The sequence below is a fragment of the Actinoplanes sp. NPDC051861 genome (assembly GCF_040681145.1).
Taxonomy (GTDB): domain Bacteria; phylum Actinomycetota; class Actinomycetes; order Mycobacteriales; family Micromonosporaceae; genus Actinoplanes.
Window position 1 is genome coordinate 1 of the sequence record NZ_JBFAYE010000006.1, and the last position, 21176, is coordinate 21176.

Sequence of the window (21176 nt, forward strand, 5' to 3'; positions counted from 1 at the left end):
GATACCAGCAGTGCTACCGCCACGAACAGCACACAACGCCGCACAGCCACGAAAGAGGCACCCCGACAAGATCACCTTAAGCTACGCGGCATTGGACAAGACCCCACCGTCGGCGGCGCGCATGGTCACGACTGAATTGCTCCTTCTCCGGAGAATAATTCCGCGCTTTGGTGCGGTCACGCATTGCAGCCGTCGCCGTCTGGCTGAATAATTGAAGCTGCTGGTACCGCATGAATCAATTATCCGCGCCTGCGCAGGGCCCGCTAAGAAAGTATTATGCCAACCTGGTAAAACCGCATTGAGCCAGCTGAGCCGCTGGCATCGCGTTCATGGTCAGCAGGTCGAGTGGAACAGGCCGGCGACGGCGGCGCCGCTGGTCGCGAGGTCGTTGTAGATATCCACTGCCTCGGTGGTCTCGACCTCGTGGACTGTGACGCCACGCTCGTTCAGCAATTTGTGTGTGCGCGGGTCGATCTGCAGTTGCAGTTGCATGCCGCGCGATAGAACGACGATTGTGGCGCCGTGAGCCAGGAGCTCTTCGACATCCTCGGGCTGAATGCCAGGGCTGTGCTGGGTATTGGTTTCGGTCCAGTCCCACGGGCGGCCACCGCCGGGGTAGAGCTTGAAGTCCTTACCGACCCCAAGTTTCTCGACGTCCATGCGACCCCACGAGATCGACACGATGCGCGGTGAGCGAGTCATGCCAGAACCTTCTCATGCCGTCGAACAGCCAGGAAGTAAAGAATGGGCGCGTTCGAGGGCTGCGGCCGCCGAGCGCTCTGCAGTGACGGCCGAACGTTGGCTGGCGCTGACTCACGGTTTCCGACCGTGATTGCCGGTCTGAGTGCCAGCCGGGCCCACTGGTCACTCCGTGGGGTAGCCGGCCGGGCTGGGTGCCGCCCGGACCGGTTGGTCACTCTGTGGGCGGCCGGGCGCGGGACCCGGCGGGTGGGCGCGAGAGGCGCCCTGTGGCATGGGGTGGCAGTGGCGTCGCGGGTCATCTGGAGGTAGGACGCGTAGCGCGTACCTCTTCAAAGGGTTTCTGATCCGCCAGGCACAAGGGTGACCTCGCCGTCCAGATGTTGGACCGTGAAGAGGGTTCCCGGGGGATAGGAGCCGAGCACCTCCGGGGGGAGCTGGACCGTCCCGTCGCCCGCGACCACCGCGAAATCCTGGCCGTCGCGGCCCTCCGCGCCCACGCGGCCGTCGCGGATCGTGACCGCTCGGCCCAGGCGGGCGCCGACCTCGTTGTCGTGCGTGACCACCACGATCGTGGTGTGTCGTTCCTGGTTCACCGTTTCGAGTGCGTCGAGGACCTCGTCGCGGCCCGCGGTGTCCAGGCGGCTGGTCGGCTCGTCCACCAGCAACAGGCCGGGACCTGCGGCGATGCCCACCGCCAGGGCCGCGCGCTGGCGGCCGCCGGGCGTCAGATCAGGCAGTTTTCGGCGGCCCTGGCCGGGGAGGCCGACCAGGTCGAGGATGCGGTCGGGGTCGTCGAGTTTGATGCCTCGGGTGTGTGCGGCGCGGCGCTGGGCGAGCCAGATGTTGCGGTGGAGCGTGGCGTAGGGGAGCAGGTTGCGGGCGGCGCCCTGCAGGACCACGCCGATCTCGGTGCCGCGGAGGCGGGAGATCTCGCCGTCGGAGAGTTTGCCCATGTCGTAGGTGCCGATGTTGATGCGGCCGGCGGAGGGGCGCATCAGGCCCGCGAGCAGGGAGATCAGGGTGGACTTGCCGGAGCCGGACGGGCCGACCAGGGCGAGGGTCTCGCCGGGGGCGATGGAGAGGTCGACGCCGGCCAGGGCCACGACGTCGCCGGCCTCGGCGCGATAGATGTGTACGACGCGTCGGCACGCCACGGCAAGCCCGTTCATGTTCACAAGCTAGCCAAGCCAGGACCGTCTGACGACCCCGTCCGGCCGCATTCTAGGGTGGTGCGCGTGCGTGACATCGCCGTTTTCACCGGATCCGCCCATCCCGAGCTGGCCGCCGAGATCTGCGAGAACCTGGGTGTGCCGCTGCTGCCCACCAAGATCTCGCGGTTCGCCAACGACTGCATCGAGGTGCAGCTGCAGGGGAACTGCCGGGAACGCGACGTGTTCCTGATCCAGCCGCTGGTCCCTCCGACCCAGGAGCACCTCGCCGAGTTGCTCTTCATGCTCGACGCCGCCCGGGGCGCGTCGGCCGCCAGGATCACCGTGGTCCTGCCGCACTACGCCTACGCGCGGTCCGACAAGAAGGACGCGCCGCGCATCTCGATCGGTGGCCGCCTGGTCGCCGACCTGCTGACCACCGCCGGCGCCGACCGGGTGCTGGCGATGACTCTGCACGCGCCGCAGGTGCACGGGTTCTTCAGCATCCCGGTCGACCACCTGCACGCGCTGCGCGAGCTGGCGAACCACTTCCGGGGGTACGACCTGAGCAACTCCGTCGTCGTCTCACCCGACCTGGGCAACGCCAAGGAGGCCGCGGCGTTCGCCCGGATGCTCGGCGTCGAGGTGGCCGCCGGTGCGAAGCAGCGGTTCGCCGACGACAAGGTCGTGATCAGCTCGGTCATCGGTGAGGTGGCCGACCGGGACGTGATCGTGCTGGACGACGAGATCGCCAAGGGCAGCACGGTGTTCGAGCTGCTCGCCCGGCTGCGCGAGCGCAACGTGCGCAGCGTCCGGGTGGCCTGTACGCACGGCCTGTTCACCAACGACGCGGTGGCCCGGCTCTCCGCGGAGAAGGAGATCGAGGAGATCGTCTGCACCAACACGGTGCCGATCCCGGCCGCGAGGCGTACCGACAAGCTCACCATCCTGTCGGTCGCGGCGCCGCTCGCCGAGGCGATGCGGCGGATACACAACGGCGAGTCAGTAAGCGCGCTTTTTTCCTAATTCTGGCAACACGAGCCTCACCAAACGCGAATCATGTCCGCATGGGAGTCATGGCTTACCCCCTCCGGTTCGCGCTCGCCGACCTCGCCCTCGCGCTCAGCCGCGCGGCGGCCGACCCGGCTGAGGTGCGATCGACCGCCGCCCGCGCCGCCGCCGACATGATCGGTGACGGCGCGGGCGTTCAACTGATTCGCGACGACGGCCGGTACGAGCAGATCTCGTACCACCATCTCGACGACGAGCGGTCCGGGCCGGTGGCGCGCGCACTGGACCGGTCCGGCCAGTCGCCGGACGACGAGTACTCGACGACGCTCGCCGCCAGCCGGCGCCCGATCGTGCTGGCGGGCGAGTCCGCGGCGGCTCTGGGCGCTCCGGAGCTGGGCATCACGGCGGCGGTGCTCAGCCCGGTGATCGTCGACAACACGTACGCGGGATATCTGATCCTGACCCGCCACACCCCGGACGCGTTCTATTCGACGCCGGAGGTGGAACTGGCCCGGGACATCGCGGGTGAGGTGTCGCTCGCGGTGTCGTCGGCGCGGGCGCAGGAGCGTCTGCGTGCCGCCGAGGAGCGGTACCGGCGGGTCCTGGAGACCATCCCGGAAGGCGTGCTGCAGCTCGATCCGGACGGTGTCGCCACGTACGCGAACGAGCCCATCGGCGTCGTCCTGGGCATGCCGAGAGCCGAGCTGATCGGCGTCTCACTGCGCGGCTTCCTCGACAACGTCGGGCAGAAGGAGCTGGACCGGCGGATCGCCGAGTGCCGTACCGGCCGGTCCACGGTGGGCGCCACCCGGCTGATGCGGGCCGACGGTTCGCGGCGCAGCGTGCGGATCAGCATGATGCCGGCGATCGACGACCACGGCGAGTTCGCCGGCGTGCTCTGCATGATCACCGACACGACCGACCACATCGACGCGCGCGGTCTCAAGCGGCAGCTCGACCACCTGCGCCGGCTGGACAGCCTGGGTCAGCTGATCGGCGGCCTGTCGCACGACTTCAACAACCTGATGACGGTCGTGGCCGGGTCCGCCGACATGATCCTGACCAGCGCGGAGGAGGACTCGTCGCACTACCGGCTGGCCAAGGACATCCTGGACGCGGTGGGCACCGGGCGTACGCTCACCCACCAACTCCTGGCGTTCGGCCGCAGCGAGGGCAACCGCCCCGAGGTGATCCCGATCCCGGACCTGCTCACCGACGTGCAGACGCTGTTCAGCCGTACGCTCGGCGAGCACATCGGCCTGGACCTCGCGTTCGGTGCGGACGTGTGGCCGATCAAGGCGGAGCGCGGGCCCCTGGAACAGGCCCTGGTCAACCTGGCCGCGAACGCCCGCGACGCGATGCTGCACGGCGGCATGGTCCGGGTGGCCGCCACCAACGAGGTCGTCGAGCCGGGTCAGTTGGCCGAGGGCGCACCCACCGGCAAGCTGGTGCACCTGGTGGTCACCGACACCGGCATCGGCATGGACGACGAGATCCGCAAGCGCGCACTGGAGCCGTTCTTCACCACCCGGCCCACGGCGGCGGGCCTGGGCCTGGCCACCACCGCCGGCATCGTGCACAACCTGGGCGGGCACATCGAGCTGGAGTCGCAGCCGCGGATCGGCACGACTGTGCACATCTACCTGCCCGCGGCCGAGCAGCAGAAGTCGCCGTCGGGTGAGCGCCGGGAGAAGGGCGCGGTGATCGGCCGGGTCCTGATCGTCGAGGACCAGCCGGACGTGGCGGCGCTGGTGGAACGGTTGATCGCGCCGGCCGGGTACGAGATCACGGTCGCCACCGACGCGCTGATGGCGGTGACACAGGTGGCGTCCGGAGCGCGGCCGGACCTGCTGATCACCGACGTGGTGATGCCGACGATGACCGGGCCGGAGCTGGCCGGGGCGCTGCGTACCCATCAGCCGGATCTGCCGGTGCTGTACATGTCGGGGTACACGGCGGCGTCGCTCGGGCCGCAGTTGCACCTGGACGAGAACAGCATGCTGCTGGAGAAGCCGTTCACCCGCTCCACGCTGCTCGGGGCGATCAGGTCTCTCTGCGGGCCGCAGCCGCTCCCGAACGACACCGCCCCGACGAAGTAACGGGAGCCGTCCCACTCCTACCGAAGGGTGCGAAACCCACGCTGAGAGCTTGCGACTCGATCCGGACAAACGGCAATATTCCGGGGCATTACCGTCGCCGGAAGGACTGCGGAGTTGATCCAGGATCCCACGGATAGCGGCTCGGATGCGGGACTCGCCGGGCGGTGTGTCGGGAATTCGTACCGTTTGGTCAGGCCGATCGGGCAGGGCGCCACCGGCACCGTCTGGCGCGGGGAGGACCGCAGCGCCGGGCGCCCGGTGGCGATCAAGCTGCTGCACGAGAGCCTTCTGCGGCAGCCGCGCCTGGTCACCCGGTTCGTCCAGGAACGGACCATCCTGCTGATGCTGCGGCACAGGCACGTGGTCCGGGTCCACGACCTGTTCAGCGTCGGCGAGACGCTCGGCCTGGTGATGGACCTGGTGGACGGCGGCAGCCTGCGCGACCATCTGAACCGCGACGGCACGGTGCCGCCCGGCGAGGCGGTCCGGCTGGCCGCGCAGGTCGCGTCGGCACTCGCCGAGGCGCACGAGCTCGGCATCATCCACCGCGACCTCAAGCCCGACAACATCCTGCTGTGCACCGAGGACGGGGCGCTGCAGACCCGGCTCACCGACTTCGGCATCGCCCGGATCCTCAACCTGCCGAGCATGACGACACCCAACGCGGTCGTCGGCACCCCGCACTACATGGCGCCGGAGGCGTTCCACGGGGTCACACCCAGTCCGGCGACCGATGTGTACGCGCTCGGCGTGCTGCTCTACGAACTTGTCTCGGGGCGTCCGCCGTACCGCAGCGACGCCATCGAGGAACTGATGCGCATGCACGCGGACGGCGATCCGCGCCGCCGTGACGGCATCCCCGACCCGCTCTGGCGGATCATCATGCTCTGCCTGGCGCACAAGCCCCGGCTGCGGCCCAGCGCCGCCGAACTCGTCACCGACCTGTCGAGCCTGGCCGCACTGCTCGGCGACCTGCCCGCCCTCTCCGCGCCGTCGCACATCGTCGTTCCCGACCTCTCGATGCCCAGGCCGCGCCGCCATGCCCCCAAGCGCAACGACGCGCCCAGGAACCGCTGGGTCCGGCCGGGTGCGACGGCCGCGGTGGTCGCCGGGACCATGCTCGCCTCCGGCATCGCGACCACCGCGTGGCATCTTGGCCGCTCCGGCGAGCCGCGCACGGTGGTGGTCGCGCCCAGCGCTCCGCAGGCCAGCGCGCCGGTCCGGCAGGTGCCGGTCCGGCAGAAGACCACTACCAGACCTCCGCAGCCGAGAAAGACCCATCCAGAGGTACGCGCACCGCGCGCGAAATCCAAGAAGGTCGCGTCCACCCGCTCGCCCGTGCCGGAGGCCAAACCCTACGGACCGTGGCAGTGCTCGCAGAACTTCGTCTTCGACCTGCCGTCGCGGACACCGCTCGGGCCGCGGTCCTGCCACTCGATCGGGCGGGACGTGCAGTTCCAGGCGTCACTGACCGCGCCCGCGGGAGGTAAGGGCCGGATTGAGGTCCGCCTCCAGGACGCGGGGACGGGTCGTACCGTGGCCGGCCCGACGACCTGTGACGATCTGAACTTCACGAAGAACCGGATCACGCACGAGTGCGGGCCGGCGGGCGCGGCTGCGCAGCGGGGCCACAGCTACGCCGTGGTGATGTCGTATCGGTATGTCCGCGACGGGCGCACCACGGCGAGTACCACTCGCGGGGCGCCTTTCACGTTCTGAGCCGTCACTTTTCGCGCAGGGGCGTCATCTCTCTCGCAGGGCGTCATTTTTCTCGCAGGGCGTCGGCCAGTGCGCGGACGAAGTCCGGGTCGTCCTCGGGGCCGATCGGGCCGCGGGGGAGGTGCACGTCACGAGAGGAGGTGGCGCGACCGGCCCGGAACCACGCGACGGCGCCGGCCAGCGGGCAGAGCAGGATCAGGACGATCCAGGCCGCCCGGGGGAACGAGCGCAGGCGCGTACGGTCGGTGACCAGGCAGTCGATCAGTGCCACCACGCTGAGGGCGACGACGACCAGGAAGATCAGCATGTTCACTCGGGCCATGGGGAGCAATCCTGGCGGCCGGAGGCGGCGCTCCCGGTCCGGTCACGGTGCGCTCCGGTTGCACGGGGCCCGGTCACGGTGCGTTCCGGTTGCACGGGGCCCGGTCACCCGGGCCCCGCTGTGATGATCAGCCCACCGACCCGCTCAGGGCCGGCAGATATCCGTTCGTGTAACCGCTGCTGTTCGGGTGGTAGGAGTTCTGCGGCGGGACCAGGGTCAGCCCGTTGAGATACGGCCGCGACGAGCACACCCCGTGCCCGGCGAATTCGTCACGGACGTCCGAGTAGACGAATCCCGCAGCTTCCGCCCTCTGCTTGATCATCGCGTCGAGCGTGTCGGCGCCGCTGTTCAGTGAGCGCCGCTTGGCGATGCTCATCTCGCAGAGCAGGGACGAGGTGTTGAAGATCTGCGGGTACGACAGCACCACGACCCGGGCGTCCGGTGCCTTCGCCCGGATCGCCTGATAGGTCTTGTCCAGCTTGCCCGGCAGGGTGTTGGCGACGTACGCCTTGCCCTCCGCCACCTTCGCGGCACAGGCCGAGTCGCTGGACGTCAGGCACGTGATGACCGTCGGCGCGAAGCCTGCGTCGTTGCCGCCGATCGTGATGCTGACCAGGTCGGCGCCGCTCTTGATGGCCGGCACCTGCGAGTTGAGGACGTCGTCGGTCTTGGCGCCGCTGCAGGCCAGGAACTGGAACGAGGCCGGGCTGTTGCGGGCGGCCCAGACAGCGGCATAGCTGGAGTTGCTGCGCAGGCAGGACCCGGACTGGCCGGGCGCGCCGACACCACTGGAGTACGAGTCGCCGAGTGCGACGTAGTCGATGCTCGCCGCCTGGGCGGGTGCGGCGAAGGCGAGGCTCAGGACGGATGACGTGACGAGAGTGGCGAGGACGTGGGCCGTTCTCATCGGTGGCCTCCGATATCCACGTGGGGATCTGGGGCCGAAGCGCTTCGGTTACCGCACAGTAAGTCAGCCGTCCGGGAAATGGAATCCAGTGACATTCTTATTACGATGTAGTAACATGCATCGATGTGAGCTGGGGATATCACACGTAGTGATGTTACGTGTGCGGTTCTCAACGGCTGTGGAGCCGATCTTCAGCGTGTTTCCAGATCACCGGTTTACCGTCGTCGGCATGGACGAGATTCGAGCCCGGCGGGTCGTCGAGAAACTGCGCGCCCGCAACGTGTTCGCCCACCTGAAACTTCCGCGAGCCGGCGTCACGCAGTATGGGATCCGGGTCGTCCTGCCCGACGGCCGCGAGGCGATCTGGGACAACGACGGCACGGCCGGCCTCGAGGCTCAGGTGATGCGCGACGGCATCCTGGTCGGCTTCGTGCCCTCGATCCCCGGCTCGGAGAACTTCGGCGAGGATCAGGTCATCGACGCGATCGCCGCCGCCGACTACGACCAGCCGATCGGCCGCTCCACGCCGCCCGCGGTCCGTCGCCCGGTCCCGCCCCCGCCACCCCCGTCCCTGGCCCAGCGCCTACGCACCTTCCGCACCTGACCCCCTCCCGTGTGAAGTTCGGCCCCCCTACGCACCCCAACTCCACACACCGAGCGCTTCAACCCGTTGTGTGTGGAGTTCGGCCGCTCTACGCACCGCAACTCCACACACCGGGCGCCTCGAGCCGTGTTGAGTTCGGCCCACCTGCGCACCCGAAATCCACACGCGATTTGGGGGTCAGGCTGAGTCGCGCCAGACGATGGGGGTGGGGAGCAGCTGGCCGCCGGGTTCCAGGTGTTCGCCGTTGAGCTGGCGCAGGACGAGTTGGGCCGCGCACGACCCCAGCTCCTTGGCCGGCTGGTGCACCGTGGACAGCGTCGGCTGGCAGCGCACCGCCCACGTGCTGTCGTCGAAGCCCACCACGCCGACGTCGCCCGGCACGCTTCGGCCCGCCTCGCGCAGCGCTTCGAGAGCGCCGGCCGCGATCGCGTCCGAGGCCGCGAACACGCCGTCCACGCCGGAGTCGCGCTGCAGCAACTCGCGCATGCCCTTGACGCCCGAGCCGTAGTCGTAGTGCGGCACCTCAACGACCAGATCCGCGTCGAACAGCGAACCCAGTGCCTCGCGGAAGCCGTTCAGCCGGTCGATGCCGGAGTCCCGGTCCAGCGCGGCCGCGATCATGCCGATCCGGCGGCGGCCGCCTGACCGGAGCCGGGTGGTGATCGCCCGGGCCGAGCCCGCGTTGTCTATCCCGACGAACGGGATGCTCTGGTCGAGGTCCGGTGGGTGGCCGACGAACGCCGCGGGCAGCGCCAGATCCGAGATCACCCTGATGATCGGGTCTCGGGTGCGGGCCGACACGACGATCGCGCCGTCGACGAAGCCGCCGCTCAGATAGCGGGCGACGCGCTCGGTGTCCCGTGCCGACTCCACGACGAGGCTCACCATCTGGTGATCGGCGAGCGACAGGGCCGCGTTGGCGCCCAGCATGATCGAGCCGATGTTCGGGTCGTCGAGGAAGAGCGAGTGCGGCTCGAGCGCGACGAACGCCACCGCCTGTGACCGCCGCATCTTCAGGGCGCGTGCCGCGTTGTTCGGTACGTAACCGACCTCGGTGATGGCGGCCTCGATCGCCGCGCGGGCCTCGGCGGAGACGTACCCGCCGTTCAGCACGCGGCTGACGGTGCCGCGGGAGACACCGGCGGCGGCCGCGATGTCGTGCACCGTGGCGCGCTTCTGCGGTTTCGGCCGGGACATGCGATCACGATAACGCCGCCACTATTGACCGAGCGCCAGGGCGGTCCTACTGTGTGCACGTTCACACATTGGTAACCGGCGTCACAAGACGCCGAAATGTGTGCACGTGCACAGATCTGTGACCAGGAGTTTTATGAACACGTTCCCCCTTCCGGGTATCAGCCTCGGCTGTGATTACAACCCGGAGCAGTGGTCGCCCGACGTATGGCGCGAGGACGTCGCGCTGATGCGCCGGGCCGGTGTCGACCTGGTGGCCGTCAACATCTTCGGCTGGTCCAACCTCGAACCCAGCCCCGGCGTCTACCACTTCGACGACCTGGACGAGGTCATCGAACTGCTGCACGCGAACGGCATCCGGGTCAACCTGGGCACCGGGACGTCCTCGCCGCCGCCGTGGCTCAGCACGCTCTACCCGGAGATCCTGCCGGTCACCGACGACGGCACGGTCCGCTTCCCGGGCGGCCGGCAGGCGTACTGCCCGAGCTCCCCGGTCTTCCGCGACCGCGCCCTCGACCTGGTCGCCCGGGTGGCCCGGCGGTACGGCAACCACCCCGCCGTTGCCCTCTGGCACGTCTCCAACGAGCTGGGCTGCCACAACGCGCTCTGCTACTGCGACGCCAGCGCCGACGCGTTCCGCACGTGGCTGCGTGGCCGGTACCGGAAGATCGAGACGCTGAACGAGGCGTGGGGGACGTCGTTCTGGAGCCAGCGCTACGGCGACTGGTCGGAGATCCACCCGCCCCGGCTCGCCCTGTCGATCCGCAACCCGGCCCAGATCGTCGACTTCCACCGGTTCAGCTCCGACGAACTGCTCGGCTACTACCGGGCCGAGGCCCAGATGCTGCGCCGCCACTCGGAGAAGCCGGTCACCACGAACTTCATGGTCACCGCGCACATCCGCAACCTGGACTACTGGACCTGGGCGCCGGAGATGGACGTGGTCGCCAACGACCACTACCTCGACCACCGCCTCGGCGACCCGGTCGCGGAGCTCTCCTTCGCCGCCGACCTGACCCGTGGGCTGGCCGGCGGCGCGCCCTGGATGCTGATGGAACAGTCGGCCGGCGCGGTCAACTGGCAGCCGCACAACCTGACCAAGGCGCCCGGCGAGATGCTGCGCAACTCGCTCACCCACGTGGCCCGCGGCGCCGACTCGATCTGCTTCTTCCAGTGGCGCGCCTCGGCGCAGGGTGCTGAGAAGTTCCACTCGGCGCTGCTGCCGCACGCCGGGACCGACACCGTCGCCTGGCGCGAGGTGCTGCGGCTCTCCGAGACCCTCGACCGGATCCAGGAGGTGGCCGGCACCGAGGTCGTCGCCGACGTCGCCCTGCTGTTCAGCTGGGAGTCGTGGTGGTCGGCCGAGGGCGAGGCCCGGCCGTCGCAGGCGGTGAAGTACCTGGACCAGGTGCACGCGGCACACCGGGCTCTGCGGGAACTCGGCGTGACCTGCGACGTGGTCTCCCCGGACGCCGACCTGAGCGGTTACCGCCTGGTCGTGGTGCCGTGCCTCTACATGGTGTCCGACCCGGCCGCCGAACGGATCGCCGAGTACGTCCGCGACGGCGGGAACCTGCTGGTCACGTTCTTCAGCGGGATCGTCGACGAGCGCGACCGGATCCGGCTCGGCGGTTACCCGGGCGCGTTCCGGGACGTGCTCGGCGTGCTGGCCGAGGAGTTCGCCCCGCTGCTGCCCGGCCAGGAGGTCACGCTGAGCAACGGCGCGACCGGCACGCTCTGGACCGAGCGGCTGCGCACCACGACAGCCACGACGGTCGCCAGTTACACGGACGGCCCGCTTCCCGGCGTCCCGGCGATCACCCACAACCGCCACGGTGCTGGAAATGCCTGGTATATCGCGACAAATCTCAACGAGATCGGCCTGAGAAATGCCGCAAAAGCCGCTATCCAGCAAGCAAAAGTCACACCGGCCGGCCCGGAGAGCAACGACGTCGAGGTCGTCAGGCGGAGAAAAGACCACCACAGCTACCTCTTCGTGATCAACCACGGGTCGCAACCTGTCGAGATCAACACCACCGGGTGCGATCTCGTCACCGGCGAGCCGGTCGACGGGTTGCTCCGCGTCGAGGGCGGCGGCGTGGGCGTCGTCCGAGAGGAGGCGAAATGAAACAAAGGAAGCCGACAGGGGCCCTGCTCTTCTTCATTCTGCCGTTCGGGCTGCTGTTCGCCGCGTTCTATCTGGCGCCGATCGGGTACGCCGTCAAGCAGTCCCTGTACAAGGTCCAGCGCACCGGAACGTTCGGCCCGGCCACCGAGGTCTTCGGCGGGCTGGCCCAGTACCAGCGGGTCTTCACCGACGGCCCGTTCTGGGAATCGATCGGCCGGGTGCTGCTCTTCGGTGTCGTACAGGTCCCGGTGATGCTGGGCCTGGCCCTGATCCTGGCCCTGCTGCTCGACTCCGGCCTGGTACGCGGCCGCCGCTTCTTCCGCCTCGCGTTCTTCGTCCCGTACGCGGTACCCGGTGTGGTCGCGGCGATCATGTGGGGCTTCCTCTACTCCCCGAACCTGTCGCCGTTCACCGCCGTCACCAGCGCCTGGGACCTGCTCTCCGCCGACCTCGTGCTCTGGGCCATGGCGAACGTCGTGACCTGGGTATACGTCGGCTACAACATGCTGATCATCTACTCCGCGCTGCTGGCGGTCCCGCAGGAGGTCTACGAGGCCGCCCGGATCGACGGCGCCGGGGCGCTGCGCACCGCGTGGTCCATCAAGATCCCGCTGGTCATGCCGGCGATCGTGCTGACCACCGTCTTCTCGATCATCGGAACCCTCCAGCTGCTGGCCGAGCCGCAGGTCTTCCGGACCTTCAGCTCCGCGGTCTCCAGCACCTACACGCCGAACCTGACCGTGTACTCCACCTCGTCCATCCCGAACTTCAACCTGGCCGCGGCGTTCTCGGTGGTCCTCGCGCTGGCCACCTGCGCCCTCTCCTTCGGCTTCCTGAAGCTGACCCAGCGAAGGGGGAGCGAGCTGTGAAGAACCGCGTCCTGCCCATGATCGTCATGGGCGCCGGCACGCTCTACTTCCTGGTGCCGATCTGGTGGCTGGTCGTCGCCGCTTCCAAGACCCGGAGCGAGTTCTCCAGTACCGACCCGCTCTGGTTCGCCGACTTCGCGATGGGCGACAACCTGAGCGAGCTGTTCGCCTACCGCGACGGCGTGTTCCTGCGCTGGCTCGGCAACAGCGTGCTCTACACCGGCGGCGCCGCGCTGCTCGGCACCCTGCTGGCCGCCATGTGCGGGTACGCCCTCGCGAAGTACCGGTTCCCCGGCCGGGAGGCGATCTTCAACGTGGTGCTCGGCGGCGTCCTGGTGCCGGCCACCGCGCTCGCCCTGCCGCTGTTCCTGATCTTCAGCCAGTTCGAGGCCACCAACACGTTCTGGTCGGTCTTCCTGCCCAGCCTGGTCAACCCGTTCGGCGTCTACCTGGCCCGGATCTACGCCACCGCGAGCGTCCCGGAGGAGCTGCTCGAAGCGGCCCGCCTGGACGGCTCCGGCGAGGTCCGGACGTTCTTCCGGATCAGCAGCCGCCTGATGTTCCCGGCCCTCGTGACGATCTTCCTGTTCCACTTCGTCGCCGTCTGGAACAACTTCCTCCTGCCGCTGATCATGCTCGGCAACGAGCGGCTCTTCCCGGTCACGCTCGGCCTCTACACCTGGAACACCCAGGTCAATCAGCATCCTGAGCTGCGGATGCTGGTGCTCACCGGCGCACTCGTCTCGATCGTCCCGCTGGTGATCGCCTTCCTGCTTCTGCAGCGCTTCTGGCGCAACGGCCTCGGCGCCGGCGCCGTGAAATAACCCCCTAGAAATGAGGATCAAGATGCGTCCACCCATGCGATCACTCAGCATCGTGCTGGCTTCCGCACTAGCCCTGACCGCCTGCTCGTCCGGCAGTGACGAGGAGGGGACCGCGGCAACCGGAACGGCGAGCTGCGCCCCGTCCTCCGGCCCGGTCACGCTGAACTACACCACCTGGATCCCCGGGATCGAGAACGTGGTGAAGGTCTGGAACGACAAGAACCCGAACATCCAGGTGAAGGTGCAGACCGGCCCGAACGGCAACGGCGGCACGTACCAGAACTTCTTCAACCAGCTCAAGGCCGGCAACGCCCCGGACCTGGGCCACATCGAGTACGACGCGCTGCCCAGCTTCCGCGTCCAGGACGGCCTGACGAACCTCGCGGACTGCGAGGAGGTCAAGGCGGCCAAGGACCAGTTCGTCGACTGGACCTGGGGCCAGGTCACGTTCGGCGAGGAGAACTCGGTCTACGGCGTGCCGCAGGACGCCGGCCCGATGGCGCTGTTCTACCGCAAGGACCTGTTCGAGAAGAACAAGATCCCGGTGCCCACGACCTGGGAGGAGTACGCGGCAGCCGCCGAGAAGGTGAAGGCCGCGGGTGGCTTCATCACCAACTTCTCGCAGAGCGACATCAACCAGTTCGCGGGTCTCGCCTGGCAGGCCGGCGGCCGCTGGTTCGCCAACGACGGCAGCAAGTGGACCGTGAACCTGGCCGACGAGAACACCACCAAGGTGGCGAACTACTGGCAGGGGCTGCTCGACAAGAAGCTGGTCTCGACGGTGCCGCCGTGGACCACCGAGTGGGACAACGCGTACAACACCAGCAAGGCCTGGACCTGGGTCTCCGCGGTGTGGGGCGCCAACTCCATCATGTCGGGCGCGCCGGACACCTCCGGGAAGTGGGCGGTCGCACCGATGCCGCAGTGGACCTCCGGCGGCACCGTCGCCGGTAACTGGGGCGGCTCGGCCACCGCGGTCTTCAAGGGCTCGAAGCACCCGTACGAGGCGGCCAAGTTCGCGCTCTGGCTGAACACCTCCTCAGAGGCGCTGACCCTGCTCAACAAGGAGGCGCAGCTCTACCCGGCGACCAAGGCCGGCGCCGCGCTGCCCGCGCTTTCCGAGGGAGTCGCGTTCTACGGCGGCCAGAAGATCTACGATGTCTTCGCACAGGCTTCCGCCCAGGTCGCGCCCGATTTCGTCTGGGGACCGACGATGACCTCCACCTACGCCAGCGCCTCCGACGGCTTCAAGGCCGCGGTGTCCGGCAACGGCACGCTCGTCGACGCGCTCAAGTCGGCGCAGGCGTCGACCATCGAGAACCTGAAGTCCCAGTCCATCCCGGTCGCCGAGTGACGGTGTTCCACCTGCGCGCCGCGGGCACCAGCGTTGTGCTGGACGCCCGCGGCGCTGCCGTACCCGCGATCGTTCACTGGGGCGCCGACCTGGGTGATCTGCCCGAGTCCGCCCTCACGGCGCTCGCCGAGGCATCCGTTCCCGCCGTGCCGCCGAGCTCGGTCGACGTACCCTTGCGGCTCTCGATTTTGCCGTCCCTCGCAGAGGGATGGAGTGGCAGGCCGGCGCTGCATGGTCACCCAGCCGGGCCCCTCCAGCTGATCAGTGCTGAAGATCAAAATGCTGGGGTACGGGTGACAAGCTCCGATGGTTCCCTTGAGGTGACGACTGACGTCGAGCTGGCGCCCCACGGTGTGCTGCGGATCCGGCACCGCCTGGCGAACCGTGGCACCGCCGACTTCGACCTGGCCGGCCTCGACGTCCTTCTCCCGATCCCGGAGAACGCCGCCGAACTGCTCGACTTCACCGGCCTGTGGGCGCACGAGCGCGAACCGCAACGCGCCCCGCTGCGCCACGGCGTCTGGAGCCGGGAGAGCCGCCACGGCCGTCCCGGGCACGACGACGCGTTCCTGATGATGGCCGGCGAGCCCGGTTTCGGCTTCCGGAGAGGTCGCGTCTGGGCCGTTCACCTGGCCTGGAGCGGCGACAAGCGGATCTGGGCGGAACGCAGCGCCCTCGGTCCCGGCGTGCTCGGCGCCGGCGAACTGCTCGCACCCGGCGAGATCCGGCTGGCGCCCGGCGGGACCTACGAGACGCCGTGGCTGGTCGCGGTCTTCTCGGACACCGGCATCGACGGACTCTCCGACCGCCTGCACCCGTGGATCCGCTCCCGCTCGACGCTGCGCCGGCCGCGCCCGGTCGTCCTCAACACCTGGGAGGCGGTCTACTTCGACCAGAGCCTCCCCGTCCTGACCGAACTCGTCGAGGCGGCGGCCGCCGTCGGCGTCGAACGGTTCGTCCTCGACGACGGCTGGTTCACCGGCCGCCGCGACGACAAGCGCGCCCTCGGCGACTGGTACGTCGATACCTCGATCTGGCCGGACGGCCTCCACCCGCTGATCTCGCTGGTCCGCAGCCGGGGGATGGACTTCGGCCTCTGGGTCGAGCCCGAGATGGTCAGCCCGGACTCCGCCCTGGCCCGTGATCACCCGTCCTGGGTGCTCAGCTCCGGCCTGACCTGGCGGTGGCAGCAGGTCCTCGATCTGAACGACCCGGATGCCTACGCCTACGTGCGTGACCGCGTCACCGCGCTGCTCAACGAGTACCCGATCGCGTTCCTCAAATGGGACCACAACCGCGACCTGCTCGTCGCCTCCCACCACCAGACCCGTGCCCTGTACCGCCTCCTCGGCGAATTGCGCGCGGCCTTCCCGGACGTGGAGATCGAGAGCTGCGCCTCCGGCGGCGCCCGCGTCGACCTGGGCATCCTCGACCTGGTCGACCGGTTCTGGACCTCCGACACCAACGACCCGCTCGACCGCCAGCGGATCCAGCGCTGGACCAGCGTCCTGATCCCGCCCGAGTACCTCGGCGGCCACCTCGGCGACGGCACCGCCCACGTCACCGGCCGCGTCTCGGCTCTCGGGTTCCGCCTGGCCACGGCCCTGTTCGGCAGCGCCGGCATCGAGTGGAACCTGACCGCGGCCTCGGACTCGGAGCGCGCTGAGATCGCGGCGTGGATCGCGGAGTACAAGCACTTGCGCCCCCTCTTGCACACCGGTGTCGTGGTGCGCGCGGACGCGGCGGATCCGGCACACGAGCTGCACGGCGTGGTCGCGCAGGACCGTTCCCAGGCGGTGTTCGCCCTGGTGTCGATGGGGTCGGCGCGGGCCGCCCTGCCCCCGCCGATCCGATTCCCGGGCCTGGATCCGGACCGGCTCTACACGGTGCGCCCCCTGGGAACACCCCCGCGCGTGATGCAGGACGCGCCGCCGCCCTGGATGGCGGCCGGGTCGGTCACCCTGCCGGGGCGGGTCCTGGCGGAGGTGGGCCTGCCGGCGCCGCTCCTCGCCCCGGAACAGGCGCTGCTGCTCAACGTCGCCCTCGCCTGAGCCGACCGGGGGTGGGGGTCAGCGGTGGTGGCGGGGGGACTGGGCCGCGGCGCCGTCGGTGCGGCGGCGGGCTATGCGGAACAGGCCGCCCTGTTGGGTCGGGTCCCATGAGGGTGGGGCCACGATGTGTGAGCGCCGGCGGAAGTTGGGTCCCGGAGCGCGGTGCCGGACCCGTCGTGGGTAACCGCCCAGCACGTAGACCAGGCCGGGACGGAACCGCGCGACGACCACCACCACGGTCGCCGTGATCAGCCCCTCGCCGATGCCGATCATCAGTTGCGCCTCGACGATCATCGCCACCGGCTGCGATGCCGTGGCGCCCAGCGCGTACTCGATGAGGTAGCCCGACGTCGCCGCCACCACGCCGGCGATCGACGCGATGAGGGCCGTGGCCGCCAGCCCGTCCGGGTTCTTCGGCAGCACTTTCAGGAGCAGGACGACCACGAGATAGGCGCCGAGAGTGCCCAGGATCGCCAGGTTGACGACGTTCGGCCCGAGTGCGCTCAGTCCCGCGTCGCCGAGCACGCTGTGCAGCACCGCGACAAGTGCCAGGGTGAACGTCCCCGCCCAGGGCCCGACCAGCATCGCCGCGAGCGCCCCGCCGACCAGGTGCACCGACACTCCCGGCGCCACCGAACGGCTGACGAACTGAGCGGCGAGTACGAGGACCATGACCGCGGCGGCCATGAGACACAGCCGCCGATCCAGCTGAAGGCGGGCTTTCGCGGCACACACCGTGAGCGCGGCCGCCGCGGCCAGTGAGAAAACGAAGGTGACCGGTACGTTCAACGCTTGTGCGTCCATGTGCGACCTCCCCGTCACACATGGATTCGCGCCAGTGAAGCCCGTGGATGGCTCGGATCAGAGGGGCAGCTCCAGCCGGGTCGTCCCGGTGAGGCAGAGGAAGACCCGGTCCGGCGTTCTGACCAGCCGCAACACCACGTCCTGGCACTCCGGGCACCGCCCGACCAGTCCCGGCGCCGGCTCCCACACCCGCAGCGTGGCCACGGCGCCCGCGTGCCCGCACCCGGCACACGTGAAGACGGCACCGGTCACGTCGAAAGCGAAGACCTCGCGCAGGTCGCCGGCGAGCGCGTTGCCGTCCAGCTCCATCAGGCACCTCCGAAGCGTTCGGTGCGGATCCTCTTCGGATCGTGCCCCAGCGCGACGAGGATGTCAGCGGCTGTCTCGACGAACGCGGTGGGGCCGCAGACGAAGCAGTCCGGCTGGAAGTCGGGCGGCCACCCGTACGTGTTGAGCGTCGCCACGTCGATGCGTTTCGGCGGCGAGGGCCAGTCGGCGGGCGTCTTGCGGGTGTAGACGAAGCGGACGTCGAGGCCGGGGTCGTCGCGTACCCGACGTTGAAGTTCCTCGGCGTAACAGGCGTCCGCTGGCGTGCGCACCGAATAGATCAGCCGGAACGGCTGCCGTCCGCGCGCCAGCCCGCGAGCCCGGATCATCGCCATCAGCGGCACCACGCCGGAGCCGCCCGCCACGAGCAGCACCGGCGCCGGCTGCTTCTCCCGCCAGACGAACCAGCCACCGACCGGGCCGCGCAATTCGAGCTGGTCACCCTTGGTGACGACATCACAGAGGTACGGCGAGACCTCACCGTCCTCGAGACGCTGCACCGTCAGCTCGACCGTCCCGCCCGGCTGCCACGCCGAGGCGATCGAGTAGCTGCGCTGGGCAGAGTATCCGTCCTCGGCCGTCAGCCGGATGTCGACGTGCTGGCCGGGCAGGTGACCCGGCCACTCCGGCACGTCGAGCACCAGCGTCCGCGCCGAACTCGTCTCCCAGCGGGCGTCGGTGATCGTAGCGACCCGCCAGTTCAGCCTGCCCCGCATCAGTCGCCGTGGTAGCGCTGCTCGAGCCAGGGGTCGCCGTACATGTGGTAGCCGGCGGCCTCCCAGAATCCGGGCTCGTCCTCGTGCATCATCCGCAGCCCGTTGACCCACTTCGCGGACTTCCAGAAGTACAGGTGCGGGATGAGCAGCCGCGCCGGTCCGCCGTGCTCGGGGTGCAGGGGCTCGCCGTCGTACTCGTACGCAATCCAGGCCTTGCCGTCCAGGAGGTCCTCGACCGGCACGTTAGTGGTGTAGCCGCCGTAGCTGTGTGCCATCGCGTAGTCCGCAGCCGACTCGACGTCCGCCAGCAGCACGTCCAGCGAGACGCCCTTCCAGCTGGTGCCGAGCTTGGACCACTTGGTGACGCAGTGGATGTCCTCGGTGATCTCCTCGGACGGCAGCGCGGTGAACTCGTCCCAGTTCCAGGTGTGCTTCTCGCCCGTCTCGGTGACGATCGAGAAGCTCCACCTGTCCAGCGGGATCCGCGGCGTCGGTCCGGCGGAGAGGACCGGGAAGTCGTGCGCCAGGTATTGACCGGGCGGGAGGTCGGGCGACGAGTCACGCCGCCGCCCGCCGAAGCCCCGGGAGATGATGCCCATGGGGTATGAGTAAACCCCACCGGCGGCCCCTCAGGTCAGGCCTTCACCGTGCCGCTGGTCACGCCCTGCACGGTCTTTGTGCTCGCCAGCACCACCCGGTACGTTCCGCCAGCGACCAGCCCGGTGACCTTGCGGCTCGTGGTCGCGCTGAACGTCTTGACCGTCTTCCACGACTTGTTCTGGTACCGCTGCACGGTCATCCGCTGCCCGGCGGCTCCGGCGACCTTCACGGTGATCGCGCCCTTGCCCGCCCTGGCCACCTTCACGACGGCCTTCACCGCGTACTCGACGGTCGCCGACGCCTCGGTGGAGATCTCCGTCTCCGGCACGTCCAGGCGCACCCGGAACGCGCCCTTCGCGGCCCACGGCACCTCCACCGCGCCGGAGGCGTCGGTCTCCGCGTCGTCGCAACTCCACGCGCCCCCGCCGGCCGAGACGCACGCCTGAACGGTCTGCGACGCCAGCGGGTCGCCGTTGACGAATACCGTGAATCCGGTGACGGTCCGCGTCCCGTAGGCGACCGGTGCGGACGGCTCCTCGACGTCGATCTCCGGCTCGACGAGCTCGCCTGGGCCGTCGGGGTCGCCGTCGCCGGGCTCGGCGGCCAGCGCGGCGGCCGCGTCGACGCGCCCGTAGCCGTAGTCCGCGTCGAAACCGTCCTCACCCAGGTCGACGGCGGTGTCCTTGAGCACGTCCTCGATCTGGTCGGGGGAGAGGTCCGGGTCCCTGCCGAGCAGCAGCGCGGCCACCGCGGCGACGTGCGGCGCGGCCATCGAGGTGCCGCTCATCGTGTCGTAGTCGCCACCCGGGTAGGTGCTGACGATGTCGCTGCCCGGCGCGGCCACGTCCACGTAGTCGCCGGCGTTGGAGTACTCGCCGTACTCGTCGTTCTCATCGGTGGCGGCGACCGCGATGACGCCCTCGTCGGCGGCGGGCCAGCTGGTCGGGCTGCCCTCCTCGCGCTCGTTGCCGGCCGCCGCGATCACGGTGACGCCCCTGTTACGCGCGTACCCGATCGCCTCGCTGACCGCCTCGGACCGCTCCGGCGCGCCCAGCGACAGGTTGATCACCTGGGCGCCGTTGTCGGCCGCCCACACGATGCCCTCGGCGGTGTCGGACATCCAGCCGGCGCCGTCCGCGTCGAGCGCCTTGACCGGCAGGATCCGGGCGTCCGGCGCGATGCCGGCGACGCCCTCGTCGTTGCCGGCGATCGCTGCGACGGTGCCGGCCACGTGCGTGCCGTGCCCGTTGTCGTCGGTGCCGCCGCCCTCGACGTCGTCGATCGTGTCGAAGCCCGGGAGCACCTGGCCGGCCAGGTCGGGGTGCTCGGCGTCGACCCCGCTGTCGATCACGGCGACGACCACGCCGTCACCGGTGGAGGTCTCCCACGCGGTGTCCACGCCCATCGTGTCGAGGTCCCACTGGTCCTCCCGGTACGGGTCGGACAGCGCCCGTACCGGGACGTCCACCTGCACGCTCGTCGTGCCGGCGGCCGCGGCGGCGATCGCGACCAGGTCGGCGGCGCGGGCCTTGGTGGTGGCCGTACGCACGCTGACCACCGGGCGGCCGGTGGCGTCGCGGGTGGTGGTGACCACCCGGACCGGCTGTGCCGCCGAGACGACCGCCGGCAGCGCCACCCCGTGCGAGACGGGTGCGAAGGCCTGGCTGCCGGTGGGCAGCGCGAACGCGCCCATCGCCGCCGCAGTGGTCACCGTGATGCCGTTGGTCAGGAAGCGACGCCGCACTTGTCCTCCGCTCGTTGCACGCCTTGTCTCGGCAAAGGTCCGGCGAGCGGAGT

19 protein-coding genes are annotated in these 21176 nt (G+C 69.5%); 9 read left to right on the top strand and 10 right to left on the bottom strand.

Annotated elements, in window-relative coordinates; translation table 11 throughout:
* Positions 1–333 precede the first annotated feature (333 nt).
* Together AB0M02_RS18700 and AB0M02_RS18705 are read right to left on the bottom strand one after the other, a co-directional pair.
* Entirely contained in the window at positions 334–702 is a 369-nt protein-coding gene (locus tag AB0M02_RS18700; RefSeq protein ID WP_364228297.1) for an Mth938-like domain-containing protein, read from the bottom strand.
* A 329-nt stretch (positions 703–1031) separates the two neighbouring features.
* Positions 1032–1871, bottom strand: coding sequence for an ATP-binding cassette domain-containing protein (locus AB0M02_RS18705; RefSeq protein ID WP_364228299.1), 840 nt, complete (start codon positions 1869–1871; stop codon positions 1032–1034).
* 66 nt (positions 1872–1937) lie between these two features.
* On the opposite strand from AB0M02_RS18705, the gene AB0M02_RS18710 reads away from it, so the two are divergent.
* From AB0M02_RS18710 to AB0M02_RS18720, 3 genes are all read left to right on the top strand, one after another.
* On the top strand, positions 1938–2876 hold the full coding sequence (locus AB0M02_RS18710) for a ribose-phosphate pyrophosphokinase (protein WP_364228301.1): 939 nt from the start codon (positions 1938–1940) through the stop codon (positions 2874–2876).
* A 50-nt stretch (positions 2877–2926) separates the two neighbouring features.
* Positions 2927–4960, top strand: coding sequence for a response regulator (locus AB0M02_RS18715; protein ID WP_364228303.1), 2034 nt, complete (start codon positions 2927–2929; stop codon positions 4958–4960).
* Between the two features lie 186 nt (positions 4961–5146).
* Positions 5147–6679, top strand: coding sequence for a serine/threonine-protein kinase (locus tag AB0M02_RS18720; RefSeq protein WP_364228305.1), 1533 nt, complete (start codon positions 5147–5149; stop codon positions 6677–6679).
* Between the two features lie 43 nt (positions 6680–6722).
* On the opposite strand, the gene AB0M02_RS18725 is transcribed toward AB0M02_RS18720, so the two are convergent.
* Both AB0M02_RS18725 and AB0M02_RS18730 read right to left on the bottom strand, forming a co-directional pair.
* Positions 6723–7001, bottom strand: a complete 279-nt coding sequence (locus AB0M02_RS18725) for a PLD nuclease N-terminal domain-containing protein (RefSeq protein WP_364228307.1) — start codon at positions 6999–7001, stop codon at positions 6723–6725.
* Between the two features lie 127 nt (positions 7002–7128).
* Entirely contained in the window at positions 7129–7908 is a 780-nt protein-coding gene (locus AB0M02_RS18730) for an SGNH/GDSL hydrolase family protein (protein WP_364228309.1), read from the bottom strand.
* A gap of 229 nt (positions 7909–8137) precedes the next feature.
* Between AB0M02_RS18730 and AB0M02_RS18735 the strand changes: the two genes are divergently transcribed.
* Positions 8138–8512 (top strand): hypothetical protein, encoded by a 375-nt coding sequence (locus AB0M02_RS18735; RefSeq protein ID WP_364228311.1) that lies wholly within the window; start codon positions 8138–8140, stop codon positions 8510–8512.
* Between the two features lie 177 nt (positions 8513–8689).
* Here the strand turns inward: AB0M02_RS18735 and AB0M02_RS18740 are convergent, their stop codons facing one another.
* A complete protein-coding gene (locus AB0M02_RS18740) occupies positions 8690–9709 on the bottom strand; it encodes a LacI family DNA-binding transcriptional regulator (protein WP_364228313.1) in 1020 nt (339 codons plus the stop codon).
* A 133-nt stretch (positions 9710–9842) separates the two neighbouring features.
* Between AB0M02_RS18740 and AB0M02_RS18745 the strand changes: the two genes are divergently transcribed.
* Genes AB0M02_RS18745 through AB0M02_RS18765 form a run of 5 tightly spaced genes read left to right on the top strand, consistent with a single transcriptional unit; the run spans position 9843 to position 16932 of the window.
* On the top strand, positions 9843–11834 hold the full coding sequence (locus AB0M02_RS18745) for a beta-galactosidase (RefSeq protein WP_364228315.1): 1992 nt from the start codon (positions 9843–9845) through the stop codon (positions 11832–11834).
* Positions 11831–12703, top strand: a complete 873-nt coding sequence (locus AB0M02_RS18750; RefSeq protein ID WP_364228317.1) for a sugar ABC transporter permease — start codon at positions 11831–11833, stop codon at positions 12701–12703. Before AB0M02_RS18745 ends, AB0M02_RS18750 begins: the two co-directional genes overlap by 4 nt.
* Positions 12700–13527, top strand: a complete 828-nt coding sequence (locus AB0M02_RS18755) for a carbohydrate ABC transporter permease (protein WP_364228318.1) — start codon at positions 12700–12702, stop codon at positions 13525–13527. The genes AB0M02_RS18750 and AB0M02_RS18755 overlap by 4 nt, the downstream gene beginning before the upstream one ends.
* Positions 13528–13561: 34 nt before the next feature.
* Positions 13562–14881, top strand: coding sequence for an extracellular solute-binding protein (locus tag AB0M02_RS18760; protein ID WP_364228320.1), 1320 nt, complete (start codon positions 13562–13564; stop codon positions 14879–14881).
* A gap of 35 nt (positions 14882–14916) precedes the next feature.
* A complete protein-coding gene (locus AB0M02_RS18765) occupies positions 14917–16932 on the top strand; it encodes an alpha-galactosidase (RefSeq protein ID WP_364228937.1) in 2016 nt (671 codons plus the stop codon).
* A gap of 18 nt (positions 16933–16950) precedes the next feature.
* Here AB0M02_RS18765 and AB0M02_RS18770 read toward each other — a convergent pair whose 3' ends face one another.
* The 5 genes from AB0M02_RS18770 to AB0M02_RS18790 are packed head-to-tail and all read right to left on the bottom strand — an operon-like array spanning position 16951 to position 21123.
* A complete protein-coding gene (locus AB0M02_RS18770; RefSeq protein WP_364228322.1) occupies positions 16951–17736 on the bottom strand; it encodes an energy-coupling factor ABC transporter permease in 786 nt (261 codons plus the stop codon).
* 57 nt (positions 17737–17793) lie between these two features.
* A complete protein-coding gene (locus tag AB0M02_RS18775; protein ID WP_364228323.1) occupies positions 17794–18045 on the bottom strand; it encodes a DUF6510 family protein in 252 nt (83 codons plus the stop codon).
* Entirely contained in the window at positions 18045–18779 is a 735-nt protein-coding gene (locus AB0M02_RS18780; protein WP_364228324.1) for a ferredoxin reductase, read from the bottom strand. Before AB0M02_RS18780 ends, AB0M02_RS18775 begins: the two co-directional genes overlap by 1 nt.
* Positions 18779–19378, bottom strand: a complete 600-nt coding sequence (locus AB0M02_RS18785; RefSeq protein ID WP_364228325.1) for a sulfite oxidase-like oxidoreductase — start codon at positions 19376–19378, stop codon at positions 18779–18781. The genes AB0M02_RS18780 and AB0M02_RS18785 overlap by 1 nt, the downstream gene beginning before the upstream one ends.
* A gap of 35 nt (positions 19379–19413) precedes the next feature.
* Positions 19414–21123: a S8 family peptidase gene (locus tag AB0M02_RS18790; protein WP_364228326.1), complete on the bottom strand. Its 1710-nt coding sequence runs from the start codon at positions 21121–21123 to the stop codon at positions 19414–19416.
* Positions 21124–21176: the final 53 nt, after the last annotated feature.

Coding starts and splice junctions, on each gene's coding strand:
- AB0M02_RS18700 (WP_364228297.1), bottom strand. CDS start 702: ATGACTCGCTCACCGCGCATCGTGTCGATCTCGTGGGGTCGCATGGAC.
- AB0M02_RS18705 (WP_364228299.1), bottom strand. CDS start 1,871: ATGAACGGGCTTGCCGTGGCGTGCCGACGCGTCGTACACATCTATCGC.
- AB0M02_RS18715 (WP_364228303.1), top strand. CDS start 2,927: ATGGCTTACCCCCTCCGGTTCGCGCTCGCCGACCTCGCCCTCGCGCTC.
- AB0M02_RS18725 (WP_364228307.1), bottom strand. CDS start 7,001: ATGGCCCGAGTGAACATGCTGATCTTCCTGGTCGTCGTCGCCCTCAGC.
- AB0M02_RS18730 (WP_364228309.1), bottom strand. CDS start 7,908: ATGAGAACGGCCCACGTCCTCGCCACTCTCGTCACGTCATCCGTCCTG.
- AB0M02_RS18735 (WP_364228311.1), top strand. CDS start 8,138: ATGGACGAGATTCGAGCCCGGCGGGTCGTCGAGAAACTGCGCGCCCGC.
- AB0M02_RS18740 (WP_364228313.1), bottom strand. CDS start 9,709: ATGTCCCGGCCGAAACCGCAGAAGCGCGCCACGGTGCACGACATCGCG.
- AB0M02_RS18745 (WP_364228315.1), top strand. CDS start 9,843: ATGAACACGTTCCCCCTTCCGGGTATCAGCCTCGGCTGTGATTACAAC.
- AB0M02_RS18750 (WP_364228317.1), top strand. CDS start 11,831: ATGAAACAAAGGAAGCCGACAGGGGCCCTGCTCTTCTTCATTCTGCCG.
- AB0M02_RS18760 (WP_364228320.1), top strand. CDS start 13,562: ATGCGATCACTCAGCATCGTGCTGGCTTCCGCACTAGCCCTGACCGCC.
- AB0M02_RS18770 (WP_364228322.1), bottom strand. CDS start 17,736: ATGGACGCACAAGCGTTGAACGTACCGGTCACCTTCGTTTTCTCACTG.
- AB0M02_RS18775 (WP_364228323.1), bottom strand. CDS start 18,045: ATGGAGCTGGACGGCAACGCGCTCGCCGGCGACCTGCGCGAGGTCTTC.
- AB0M02_RS18780 (WP_364228324.1), bottom strand. CDS start 18,779: ATGCGGGGCAGGCTGAACTGGCGGGTCGCTACGATCACCGACGCCCGC.
- AB0M02_RS18785 (WP_364228325.1), bottom strand. CDS start 19,378: ATGGGCATCATCTCCCGGGGCTTCGGCGGGCGGCGGCGTGACTCGTCG.